This is a genomic window from Pedobacter psychrophilus, from assembly GCF_001652725.1.
Taxonomy (GTDB): domain Bacteria; phylum Bacteroidota; class Bacteroidia; order Sphingobacteriales; family Sphingobacteriaceae; genus Pseudopedobacter; species Pseudopedobacter psychrophilus.
Genome location: NZ_LWHJ01000022.1, coordinates 144,723 through 158,074, shown reverse-complemented (window position 1 = coordinate 158,074; position 13,352 = coordinate 144,723). Strand labels below are relative to the sequence as shown.

Sequence of the window (13,352 nt, the reverse complement as noted above, 5' to 3'; positions counted from 1 at the left end):
CATTTTATACTTATTGAAGATGTTATTATCAATGAATCCTCCTCATTTATTTAAACTTAGAACCTCAATTTCTGATACACCTAATTCAGTATTTGAGCCATTTCCCTCAAGTATTAACTGAAATCCCTTTGTATTTAAATTTAAAGGCATTTTAATGATTGTTGCTTTACCAATGGTTTTGCTTATGCCGATATTATCAATCACTGTCCCATCGTCTATTAATAGTTTAGCTTTTTCAGCTTGTCTATTTGGGACTATTGAATTGTATAACCAAATTTCTTTAATTGCCTTTTTAGCTTGCCAAGCAAATGAAATGGTAGCTTTTTCCCCGGTTGCAACCCATTCATATTTTTCGAAACGTTGATACATGCTAAACTCACCATCTGTCAAACCATTAATTTGATAACCGTTTTTTGTTTGCATTGAGCTTACGTTTGCTTCTTTAGCTATCATCATGAAGCCTTGTTTATTTGAGGATGGATATAATTGATTTTCTTTGGTTGGTCCGTTTACATACATGGTCCCATCTTCGCGAAATCCCATTCTGTCAATGTTCATCATCCGTTCTGATCCTTTCTTCTCTAAATCTATGTGTGAATGATAAATGATAAGTAATTCTTTATTATCTGGAGATTTTACAACCGTATGATGGCCAGGTCCTGAAACTAAATCTGGTACACTTTCATTGCTTAAAATTGGATTGTTTGCATATTTAACAAAAGGCCCTAATGGACTTTTGGAGGTAGCATAACCGACAGAATAATCACTTCCACAATAACAATTTGCAGAATACATCAGATAATAGATATTTTTATTTTTTAGAACTACTGTCCCTTCATTCCACATCATTTTTGCAGATGGACTGTATTCCCAATCTTGAACAGGCTGTGTTAATTTTTTTGCTGATCCAATAGTTCCTAATAAATCTTCTTTTATTTGAACTACCCAAATTTCACTGGCTTTTTGATTTCCTATCTTGTTAGATGAAGCAGCATTAGAATAATACATGTAGATTTTACCATCATCATCAAAGAAAATATGAGAGTCAATCACTGACTTAGGAGGCGTTGAATAAAAGCCTTTATCATCAATATCTATAAATGGACCGGAAGGACTATCCGATATTGCCATTCCTATTCTTTTAATCCCGTCTGCTGCTTGCCCTGTATAATGGATATAATATTTTCCTTTAAACTTGACAACTTCGGTTGCCCAAAAATCGCTTACTGCCCATTTATATCCATCCTTTAACATGGAGGGTCCTAGAGAAGTCCAATTGATTAAATCTTTAGACGAATAAACTTTAAATCCTTTTAAAGTATGGTATAGATAGTAGGTCCCATCATCATCTTTGAATACAAATGGATCAGCAACGTTTTTAATTAAACCATCATTATGATAAACATTAAAGTTACTACCTAGTTGATTCTGATTAATATTCTCAGATTCAGATTTTATTTTTTTTGAATTGCAAGAAACTATTATTGCAGATAAAATAAACATCGCGAGATTTATTTTAAAGGCCAATTGTATATTTTTTAAATAATAATATATTTTCATTTAATTGTTAAATAAGTTTTACCAGATTCAGCAGGAATGTCTCAATCGTCATTTGAATCTGATTTCCCTATCATCATCATGAATCAGTATTTAAAAGGATTAACATTATATTGTCATATACTTTTAGATTCTTATAATTGGCGTTTTCTCATTTAAAAAAAATCAGAATATTTTCCAGCTTGGAATATAAAATACACCATCAGAAAATAGAAATTTTAAAAGTTCGCTAAAAGGTTTGCAATTCTCAAATTTAACACCCTTTTCACTTTACTTCTGTTATATTTATTCCTAAAGCTGTAAAATTTGTAGAATGATTGATGTATCATCTTTTAATTTATCTAGATTTTGATTAACATAATTTTCTTTAAATGACACACGTAGAAAGGATTATTCATAAAAAGATTCAATAATCACTCACCAGAATTATGATAAAATTGAATGTTTTGGCATATTCATTAAATAAAAAAACCTACAATCATTTGATTTGTAGGTTTTAAATATTTGTTGTTTTTCTAAGTAGCCAGTAAAGTAATTGAACTTTATTGATCTCATTCAAAATTTTACAGAGTAAAACTTAAATTACTTAGGATCTTCAAAAATTGGTTTTGCAAATTGATGTTGAGGGACGTTTTCGAATTGGTTGGGTAAATTTCTTTTTTGAAGATACGGCGAAAATGTAGTAACAGTCATTTTATTTTCTTTTACCGAAAATGTCATCATCCTAAGATAACCGTTCCCACCATTAGTCATTTCTGTAGTTCCATCGCTAGATAATGATTGAAAATCTGAAATATAAGTTCTTACCGGGTTCATTCCTTCCCTTGGGATAGAAAAATAATTTACGTCCCCAGTCTTATTTCCTACATGACCTCCAAGAATTATTGCCAAATTTGGTTGACCTTTCAACAAATCATAAAACATTTGGGCTTGTATTCCTAATTTCTTATCTCTGATGTTACCTGCATCATGAGTGGAAATAATCGCAGTACGATTAGGATATTTTTTTAAAATACTCAAAGCCCAGTTGTTACGTTCAGCATCGTCTTTTATGTTTTCTGTTCTATCAATATCAAATTCAAGATAAATTACAATCCAATCTTTTCCGCCGGCGCTAAATAAATCGTAATGATCATCATAGCTATCTTTTTCTCTGCTACCACCAAAAAAAGATTTTCCAACAAAGCGAGATTTTCCTTTTCCTTGGTTTACAAACCATTTGTAAAATAGAGAGGTGCTACTTCCAGTAGCATCTCCTTGATAAGGAAACTGATCATGATTGCCAACAGCCACTCCGTAAGGTATATTGGCCTTATCTAATGGGCTCATAATTGTATCACATGCCCTAAATCTTTCTGCACTTATTTCACGGCATTCTTCCATATCTAAAACTGCATTGGTGCTTTTAGACATGTTTATACTTTGACTTAAGTCTCCTAATTGTGTAACATAAGCAATATTGTATTTTCTCTGATTAGCAACTATCCATTCAATTTGATCACGAAACATATCGCGATTAGCTACACCTCTTAAATTTTGGATATAATTCTGAGTGTCTGGAAGTACAATTATGGAAAATTCATCATTATCCACCTTAATAGCAGCCTTTGTTAGATCTTCTGGCTTTACACATAAAAAAATAATCATAGGCACTATTAACCAATGGAACCCAGATTTTTTCGCTGAAAAAGCAAGGTTATTTCTTTTGTTGGTTTTCATCATTTTCAATTTTATATAATTTAAATTTAATTAATTGTTGTTAAGGGATTATGAAAAAATATTAATCTTAATATTATTTGTATCAAAAATTATCGCTTTAAAATTCTTATTAAAACATGTGCGTAATTATTGATTTTCATAAAATTATTCAAAGTGTATTTTACCAAAAAATTCAGGAAGATGAAAATTTGGCTCAGGAGCATTTATCATATTCCAGCATAAAAAATGAGGTTTTGGCAGGTCATCTCCACACTTATAAAAATTACAGCTAAAGATTTGGCCAGCTATTTTTAAATCTTGTCGATGAATAAATATATCTATAGGAATGACTGTGGTTAATTCCCAATAAAAGTAAGAGAAGTTGCTATTTGGCTTATGTTTTAGCATATATGATGTTTTTATTGTTTCTAGTATTTCGATAGGTAAATTTTGCCTTTTGGTTTTATCTTCTCCATAACCTACCAAACAATTGCCGATGTAATTAAATTCTATGTTGTAATAACCCTCACCAAAAGAAATAAAAAATTCTACACAGGTATCACGATAAACCGCATCATTTATTTTTTTATACTCTGCTTTAATATTGTCTTCGGATACATACCATTTAACGAAAATATTATTGTGGTTATGTGCAATACAGAAGCTAACGTCTGGTAGGTATGGAAACTTACTTTTCCATGGAGAATTAGCAATTTTAGATTTTTTGATTTCATCTAATTTTGCAGAAATAACATCAGGCGTAATATCTGCACTATCCAAAAATGGTGCATAAAGCGCTTCCTTAATATCGATATTATTTAGAGTTAACACCAAGTTTTAAATTTACTGATTCTCATTTCCTAATGTGCGACTGCAAAAGTTTAATTTATAATAATCAAATTATCTTTAATTGGATTACCAAATACAGCGCTTCCGCTTAATATGAATAAGATAAAGTTTAAATAAATTATCATAAATGAAATCCGTATTTTAATCTTCATGATATCAAATTTATTTACATGTGATTAATCACTTAATTGCTAATTTTAAAGTTGATAATATGAGAACTCTTAAGGGAAGTTGATTTTGATTTCAGTATAATGCGTGAAACACTTTCTCCCCATACATTTTTTAATCGTCCGGGATCAATTTCTTTTTTTTCTATTTTAACGTCAAATAGCTTTGGGTCAAATTCCATTATAATTGATGAAGAACTATCGCCAAATTTTACTGTTCCTTTTTTAAGTGTCTCCACTTTTTGGTCTGTCATAAAATTGAGCTCAAACGGACTTATCAGTTTTTTTAGTATATAATTTTCTTTCAATTGAAGTTTGCTATTTGCAGGAGAAAAAACAAAAGTTCTTTTCCAATTCTGCACCTGAGCATCTTCAGGATATGCATCTGAAATATCCATCGAAAATATTTCATCTCCTCCTTTTTTTACATACTCTACATCCTTTGCCGCAAACTCACGACCATTTTGTTGCTCCACTCCGTTTATTGTAGGACAGTTATGCCATGCAGATTGCATGTTCCATAATTTATAACGGTCTTTACTAAAAGTTTGCTTAGTATATGTATCTACGCCCAAATCTATAATCACGGGCTTACCATCAAGGTAAAGAATAAAGTTTCCGATATCATTATGATTATGGCTCTCGGCGTTGTGTCCGCCTTTAGCTGCAAAGGTAAGTCCATTAGTATCTCCTGCTTTTTGCCTCAATGTTAATACCTGTAAGTCGGGTAAAAAGTTCTCCGCCAACAGTGGTGCTACAGCTTTTTCTTTACTAATTTCATCTGCAGTTTCAAGATTTTTAATAAAGATATTAAGATTAGAATACCTTAAGCTAGCCCCAAGCTCACTATTATCCTGCAATTGACTCAGGTAAGCTGAAAATTCTTTCAAATATTGGTCGTTAAAAATCCTACCAAAAGTGTAAACCGTTGCAGGTGATGGAATATTCTCGGCAAGCGCATCTGAAAAGTTAACAAACTTATTATCAGCAATATGCATCTTGTAGATATAAGTCCCCATGTTATGAATAAGCTGATTATCATTCCATCTTAATTTATTGTTTGAAGCTTCGGTTAATAAATTAACGAATTGGATTAGTCTACCTCCCGCTTCGCCCCAATAGGTAACTCCTTCATCACAACCACCATCATTAGGATACCTATTCAGAAAGTTGTCGGCACTCCGGATGGTTTTTTCTATTACCTTATTTCTAGTTTCTTCATCATCAACTGCAGTTATAGCAGTAATCAAAATATTTGTATTGATCCAAATATTCCAATTGTTAACTTTTTCTGGACCATATCCGAGCCAGTGTAAATCATTCCTGTTAAGAAACGGAGAGATTATTTTCCTGTTTAATTCGAAATCTATCCTAGATAATAATATTGGAGAAACTACCTCCAACTGCTCACGAAACAAGAATTTTATCCAAGCTATCATTGCAGAAACATCTCCCGACATTAAGTCGATAATTTGATCATTGGGATCTGGCAGACCTTCCCCTTCTTTCTGCAAAAAAATATGATGTGGAGATACCCAAGTGCTTTCCTCAAGCATTAACCAAAGCCCGTTCGCTATTTCCGGAAGGTATTTCCCTTTGCGGCCACTTACAAGTTCTCCTATTACTAAGTTAGTTAAATGAGTTTTTCTTTCACTGCTTGGGGTATAATAAGCCAAGAGATTCCCTTCGTTTTTATACTTAAGAAAATCGGTAAGCCGAAGCGAGGGCCAGTCTTTTTGCAAAGCTTTATCTGCCGAAGCTAGAATTGCTTTCTTTTCCTGATCCGGTAGCTCCGAAATTTTCTTGTAAAGGTTCTCTACCTTGCTCTTCCTCCAATCGCTAACATTTAAACTGCCAGCTTCTCCTTTTTTTTTATATTCGGTTAAAAGGAAGTTGCGTTCAAGATTTTGAGCAAACACCGTAGTGAATGTTAGTAAGGTTAACACAAATACTGTAAATCCTTTAATATATTTCATTTCTATAAACTGTTGCCCATTAATTTTAAAAATTAACCCAAATCAATCATCACTTTCTTTTTCTTTACCTAAAGCAGTCCATGCCTGTGGTGGTAATTTCTTTTTCCAAGCTAAGAATTTATCAGTAAGATTTTTCGCAATAGCAGGTTGCTGTTTAGCTAAATCATTTTTTTCAGAGATATCGTTTTTAAGATTGTGCAGTTCCGCAGGCTGATCCCGAAAAAATGACATTTTCCAGTCGCCTGATCTGATTGCACCTTGTCCATAACCAATGTCCCAATAGAAATCTCTTTTTAATAATTTCTTCGAACTTTTTGCATTTAAAATAGTCATCAAATCTTTACCTTCTAGTTTTGGAAATTGTGATGCTTTACCGCCTGCTGCGTTTATAAACGTAGGTAAAAAATCGAGTGTAGTTACTGGAACTTCTGACACAATACCTGGTTTAATTTTTCCTTTCCACATTATTGCCATTGGCACTCTAATACCGCCCTCATAAATCTCCCCTTTTCTCCCTTTTAAAGGATAATTATCTGCAAAACTCTCAACTATTTGTCCCCCGTTATCATTAGTGAAAATGACCAATGTATTATCCAGAAGATTAAGTTTTTTCAATTTCTCCAAGATTCGACCAACGTTTTCATCCAGACTTTCGGTCATTGCAGCGTTTAATGCCCTACCTTTAGGGCTAAATTTGTCTTCATACTTTTTTAGCACTTCAGGCTTTGCCTGCATGGGTGTGTGAGGCGCATTAAATGAGACGTAAAGAAAAAAAGGATTTTGAGCATTTTTCTCTATAAATTCTAACGATTTATCCCCTATCGCGTCTGTCATATAGGGAATATTTTCTGCGGGAATATGACTATTATTTTCTTCTACAAGTTTCGCCTGACCTGCATAATAAGGACTGCTTCCCCATAAAAAACCCCAGAAATAGTCGAACCCACGGTTGTTTGGATGAAAACGTTCAGAAAAGCCTTCATGCCATTTACCTACAATTCCAGTTGTATAGCCACAGGGTTTAAGGTATTCCCCAATCAGCTTCTGATTAGTTGGTAATCCTAAACTATTAAGAGGAATAGTATATTTAACATTTTGGACAAAATTAATTACATGGCCAAAAGTTGCCTGATTTACTCCAGTAAGAATACCAGCTCTTGAAGGACTGCATACTGCTCCTGTTACATAAGCGTCGGTAAATTTCACTCCTTCCTTAGCTATAAAATCGATATTAGGCGTTGGTATTAAACGGTTACTTTGAAAACTAAAATCTGCATATCCAGCATCATCTGATAGAATTAGAACAATATTAGGCTTTGAAGTCTTAACTTGCGAATTAACTTCAGGGATAAGACTTAATAATACCAGCACTGTTAAAACCAGTTTCAAATATTTAATTAGGAATAAATTCACTTTCATTATTTTAATTTGACCATCCGGGATTAGGACCTAATTTAGGATTACGTTCAATTTCAACTTGCGGAATTGGCCATGTATATAATTGATCCCCTAAATAGGTATAAGACCACTGATTTACCCCCCAAATATCTTTAGCACCGTTTCCTGGATAAAATACTTTTTCTTTTAATGACTTCCAACGCATTTCATCAAAAAAACTAATTCCTTCCGTTGGAAATTCACGCCTGCGTTCATCTCGTATTTTTTCTTTCATAACCGTTTGGTTATTAACATAAGTTGGTAGTGAAGGATTAACAGATTGGAGGATTGCTACACCCGCTCTACTCCTAACCTGATTAACTAGACTAACTGCTTCTTGAGTGAAACCTTGTTCATTTATAGCCTCAGCCCACATTAATAAAACGTCGGCGTAACGTATTACTGGCATATCTGTTGGTGAAGCTGAACGATCTACTATTTCAGAATTTCCCTCGTATACAAATTTACGGTGTAAATAATAAAATGTTGGTGGATTATTTGTACGAATATCTTGGCTAGGTACGTTATCTGATCTATAAGGAAAACGTGAAGTTAAAGTTACATTAACTGCACCAAATACTCCATTGTATGTAGAATATGGCGTTATTACATTGGCAGCCAAACGTGGATCTCTATTTGTATAAGCTCTTATTACTCTTTGTTCATTACCTGTTGGAAGGTAAAGTGTCATTTCTGCCCCTCTATTTCTTGCAGCATTGATCTCTGCGGTTGTTAAGTTATTTCTTAAAAAGAAAACTTCTCTTTTGGCCAGACTCATTGTTGAATAGCCTGGAAGTATCGCATCCCAATTAAAAGGAGATCCATCAACATTTTCATAAAGTTCAACAAGATTTGGAGATATCAAATAGGTATTAAAACCTGATCCAAATGAAGATCTAGTTCCGAGACGCAATTGAGACTCACTTCCGTATCCGGTAATATTCAAATTTTGAACTGAAAAAATCATTTCATCGCACTGCTCATTTACCTGTTTAAACAAGTTCAAATAATTATTAAACAAGCTGTAACCAGCGTCCTTTACTTTATTGAAATCTGCCACGGCTAGCGAGTTTTGTGAGGTGTATAAATAAGCTTTACCTCTTAAAGCATAGGCAGCACCTTTAGTTACATGTCCGAAATTAGCATCTCCTTTAGCATACTTTTGAGGCAAGTTTGGCTCATTAATACATTCAGTAAGATCTTTGATAATTTGGGCCCACACTTCAGCTTCAGATGATCTACCTTTTATAGCTTCAGTATCTGAAAATGGTTCAAGGTATATTGGAACGCTTTTCCACAGCTGTGCTAATCGGCTATAAAAGTATGCTCTTAAAAATTTACATTCTGCTAGATATCTAGCCTTCTTTACATCAGGAGTGGGTGATTTGGGAATATTAAGTATGGCATCATTAGCTCGTTGAATTCCCTCATACAATCCCTGCCAATTATTGCTAAAAAGGCCATCTGAAGGTGTTATGGTTCCTGTTAAGAAATTTTGAGCATTTCGATGCTGGCTACTAAAAGAATATTGATCCATTACATATAGCTCCTTACCCGCTACTGTAAGTTTAGTATCGTTTAACGTAGCATATACACCAGTTACTCCTAAATCGGTCAAATTTTCAGAGCTCCACATGTTACCTGAAGCAAGTGAATCATATGGTGAGGTATCTAGTAAATCTTTTTTACATCCTGTTACAATGGTAACGGCTAATGCGATTATAAATATTTTTTTCATTGCAATTTTTTAAATTATATTAAAATGAAACATTCAATCCTAAAGAGTATTGTCTGGCTGTAGGGTAATTTACACTAGCTCCAATTTCTGGGTCTAAGCCCGGATAATCTGTTATGGTTAACAAATTCTCACCAGAAACAAAAATTCTGGCTCGGCTCATTTTTATTTTCTTCAGAAAAGCATCTGGAATATTGTAACCCAACTGCATGTTTTTAAGTTTTATATATGATGCATCGTAGAAATAAAAATCGCTAGGGATATTATTTTGAGAGTCCGTTGTATTCTTTAAACGCGGATATTTTCCATTAATGTTATTGGCTGGATCACTCGGATTAGTTTCATTGTAATAATAGTGATTACCTGCTACCAAAGAGCCCACTCCATCTGCCAACTCAACTATAGAATTATTGAATGCTCTTTCATTCCAGTAATATTTCATCCCGGCACTGCCAGACCATAACATAAACAAATCGAAATTATTCCATTTAAGATTTCCCTGAAAACCAAAGTTATATTTTGGAGCTGCTGAAGCACCTGTAAACTTTCTATCGAAAGTATTTCCATAAGAACCATCCCCATTAGAATCAGCATAAATAAAATCGCCATAATATATATTTGTTTTCCCAACCGTGTTAGATGGTAAAAATTTATATCCGGCTGCAAGCATTGCATTTAGCCAATCTAAATCAGCAGGTGTTCTTATCATTCCATCAGTAGGCCCACCGTTTATATTTACAGAGCCATCTGCATTTTTATAATTGCCGCTTCCTTTATACACTGGGTATAAATAGAACTCATTTATTTTATGACCTTCCACAATTCGCTGATTACCGCCACTAGATACTTCGCCTAAATTTGTACTATAAATACCAGCATCGGAATATCCTTCATTAAGTTGTCCTTTATATTTTTGAATGTTATTATAGTTATAAGCGAAATTACCGGAAACAGACCAATTTAATTTGCGAGAGTTATTCTGATAGCCAAGTTGTAACTCTAATCCGCGATTAATAACTGCGGCGATGTTTCTTGTGGGAGCTGCGGCAGTTCCTACAGTTAAAGGAATTGTAGGGACAAAAAGAATACCATCAGTTAATCTATTATAAGCATCAATTTCAAAGTTGATGGCACCTTTAAACAAATTCCCATCTAATCCTAAGTTTGTAAGTGTGGTGGTTTCCCATTTTAAATTTCTGTTTGCAATCTTATCTTGCGCCAGACCCGCCAATGGAGTATTGTTGAAAGAATAGTTTTGGGTATTATAGGTAGATTGATAATCATAGTTTCCTGAGGCATTGTTACCTGTTTGCCCGTAAGAAGCCCGAAGTTTTAAATTACTCACGAAATCAACATTTTTCATGAAATTTTCTTGGGATATTCTCCAACCAGCAGAAACAGCTGGAAAGAATCCCCATCGGGTTTCAGGAGCGAATCTTGATGAACCGTCATAACGAACAACTGCCTCAAAAAGATATCGTTGATCAAAAGCATAATTCAGACGCCCAAACCAAGAGCGAATTGCTCTATCGTTTTCTCCGCCACCCACTGCTAATGCTGATGTAGCTGACCCAAGAGTAGTAATACCCGCATCGATCAGACCTCGCCCTGTTGCATTAAAGTTATAGCCATGAAAATAGTTTTGATTGTAGCCTGCAAGTAATCCGATATCATGTTTTGTGGCAAGTACCGTACTGTAGCGTAAAACATTATCAAATATCACTGTATAATTCTTATTCATAGAATAACTGGTGTTAAGGTTTTCTGGCAATGAGGCAGGGACTCTTATTTGATTTGCCCCAAAATCCCACCTCTCTTGCGGAATGGCATATATATTTTTTTCACCAAGTGCTTCTTGATAATTTACTCGAGTTTCAAATTTTAGACCCTTTATAATATCTAAATTAGCAAATAAGGTAGAGTTAAAACGTGTAGTATTATCATTACCTCCCAAATTTCTTAACGAACCTAAAGGGTTATTAGTTAAAGCTTCTTCAGGTGCTTGTGCAAATCCATATCTACCATCTAGATAAGGATATTGGCCTGGAACGGCTGCGTATAAAACGTCGAAAGTTGAGGAACCTCCTAATCCACTTGATTCTCTAGAAAGGAATGTTTGAGTCCCTACGGATAAAAATTTAGTTGCTTTGGCTTGTAGGTTTCCTCTAAATTGATATCTGATATTTTCTGTATTCTCCATCACCCCTTCATTTTGCAGATACCCGCCTGAAAGTAAAAAATTTATTTTTTCGCTTCCGCCTATCATGGAAAGGTTATGATTTTGTAGAACGCTATTATTAAAGATTACGTCGGGCCAGTCTGTGTTTGGATAAGCAATATAATTTGGAACACCTATTGAATTAGTTCCATTAGGATTCAATTTAGCATTTTCCCATGCATCTATAGTAGCTTGGGTATATGCGTTAGGCTGTCCAAGGTTTCTAAACCCTTCATTCACAAGATTCATATGTGTTGCGTAATCAGATACCATAGAAGGTATTGCGGCCGGCTGCATCTGAGATAAAATTCCTGTATAATTTAATGCCATTTTATTGGCAGATCCCTTTTTAGTAGTAATTAAAATAACACCGTTTGCAGCTATTGATCCATAAATAGAAGCGGAAGCTGCATCCTTTAATATAGATATGCTTTCAATGTCATTAGGGTTAACCGCATCTATTGATCCCTGTATCCCATCAATAATAACAACTGCATCATTATTATTTAATGTTCCGGTACCTCTTATTCGAATTGTAGCACCATCAGAACCCGGTCGCCCTGAGCCTTGCTGTACTGAAACTCCTGATGCTAGACCTGCCAATGCGGATGAAACATTAGTTACTGGCCTGTCTTGAATTGCTTTTCCATCTATTGCTGCAACAGCACCTGTAACATTGACCTTTTTTTGAACTCCATAACCAACAACAACTACTTCATATAAGTTTTCGGTTTCTAAATCAAGGTTTATGTTCATTACAGAAGCGCTTCCTACAACCCGTTCAACAGTTTTATATCCGAGATAAATAACTTGAATAGTATCAGTAGGTAATACATTTATCTTAAACATTCCGTTAGCATCTGTGCCTGTACCATTGGATGTTCCTTTAACTTTTACTGTAGCACCTATGACGGGTAGCGAACGTTCATCAGAAATTTTGCCTGTTAATAGCTTAGTTTGCGCTATTAAATGATTTGGCAAAAAACATAAAATCGCAAAAACTAGTAATGAATAGGCTATTGAATCAATAGTTTTTTTTCGGAATAAGTTAATTTTTTGATTGAAAAAACCGAAAATTCCTTTGTAAAATCCTCTCATAATAAATAATAATCTTTAGTGTTAAGAACCTTATAATAAATCTCTATTAAGATGATTGAAGTTAAATCTTAATTATTTTCTATTCGTATTTTAGGGCACACAAACGTTTGTTTATTAATTATTTATGTCTATAATTAAAAAAATGAAAAACGCCCAAAACATTACTATGCATTTCTAATTCAGGTATTGGCATTTAAGGTTGGATGAAAAGAAATTTGAAATAGGTTATAAATTCGACTTCACTGAAATAACTAAGGGCAGATTAATGTTTAGAAAATCATCAAAACAACAAAAAACTCAGGCAAATTATTAATCACACCTGACTTATTTTAACCTATATATCATATTAAATTATTGTTTTCTATTTAAATTTATCTTAGGTAACAAATAATGATTATCTAATTTAATTTTTTATAGCGGTAAGGCTGAACATTTTTCAAACGTTAGTTACTTTATAAAGTATTATAAGTATTTAAACTTATTGCATTGAACTTTATTTAACGCAATGTTTAGATAATATTCCTAATATTTTGTTTTATAAAACAAACAAACGTTTGTGTTAATACATTAAAATAAGATTTTCTACCTTGTATATGTTAATGGTCCACGAAAAAATA

The 13,352-nt window shown here is 33.7% G+C and carries 7 protein-coding genes; all 7 read right to left on the bottom strand.

Features of this window, described 5'->3' with window-relative positions:
* Positions 1–42: 42 nt before the first annotated feature.
* Entirely contained in the window at positions 43–1,560 is a 1,518-nt protein-coding gene (locus A5893_RS05520) for a glycoside hydrolase family 43 protein (protein WP_082911347.1), read from the bottom strand.
* 579 nt (positions 1,561–2,139) lie between these two features.
* Positions 2,140–3,276 (bottom strand): metallophosphoesterase family protein, encoded by a 1,137-nt coding sequence (locus A5893_RS05515; protein ID WP_068821558.1) that lies wholly within the window; start codon positions 3,274–3,276, stop codon positions 2,140–2,142.
* 144 nt (positions 3,277–3,420) lie between these two features.
* Positions 3,421–4,086, bottom strand: a complete 666-nt coding sequence (locus tag A5893_RS05510) for a carbohydrate-binding family 9-like protein (RefSeq protein WP_157687476.1) — start codon at positions 4,084–4,086, stop codon at positions 3,421–3,423.
* A gap of 202 nt (positions 4,087–4,288) precedes the next feature.
* Positions 4,289–6,247, bottom strand: a complete 1,959-nt coding sequence (locus A5893_RS05505; RefSeq protein ID WP_068821557.1) for a heparinase II/III domain-containing protein — start codon at positions 6,245–6,247, stop codon at positions 4,289–4,291.
* A 42-nt stretch (positions 6,248–6,289) separates the two neighbouring features.
* Complete coding sequence (locus tag A5893_RS05500) at positions 6,290–7,660, bottom strand: sulfatase (RefSeq protein WP_198342280.1); 1,371 nt, start codon at positions 7,658–7,660, stop codon at positions 6,290–6,292.
* Positions 7,661–7,670: 10 nt separating this feature from the next.
* Positions 7,671–9,422 carry a RagB/SusD family nutrient uptake outer membrane protein gene (locus tag A5893_RS05495; RefSeq protein ID WP_068821555.1) on the bottom strand — a complete coding sequence of 584 codons (1,752 nt, stop codon included), beginning with the start codon at positions 9,420–9,422 and terminating at the stop codon, positions 7,671–7,673.
* A 19-nt stretch (positions 9,423–9,441) separates the two neighbouring features.
* Complete coding sequence (locus tag A5893_RS05490) at positions 9,442–12,735, bottom strand: SusC/RagA family TonB-linked outer membrane protein (protein ID WP_082911345.1); 3,294 nt, start codon at positions 12,733–12,735, stop codon at positions 9,442–9,444.
* Between the last annotated feature and the right edge of the window lie 617 nt (positions 12,736–13,352).

Bases quoted from the DNA above. Each gene is read 5' to 3' on its own strand.
- A5893_RS05490 (WP_082911345.1), bottom strand. From the start codon at position 12,735: ATGAGAGGATTTTACAAAGGAATTTTCGGTTTTTTCAATCAAAAAATT.
- A5893_RS05505 (WP_068821557.1), bottom strand. From the start codon at position 6,247: ATGAAATATATTAAAGGATTTACAGTATTTGTGTTAACCTTACTAACA.
- A5893_RS05495 (WP_068821555.1), bottom strand. From the start codon at position 9,422: ATGAAAAAAATATTTATAATCGCATTAGCCGTTACCATTGTAACAGGA.
- A5893_RS05515 (WP_068821558.1), bottom strand. From the start codon at position 3,276: ATGAAAACCAACAAAAGAAATAACCTTGCTTTTTCAGCGAAAAAATCT.
- A5893_RS05520 (WP_082911347.1), bottom strand. From the start codon at position 1,560: ATGAAAATATATTATTATTTAAAAAATATACAATTGGCCTTTAAAATA.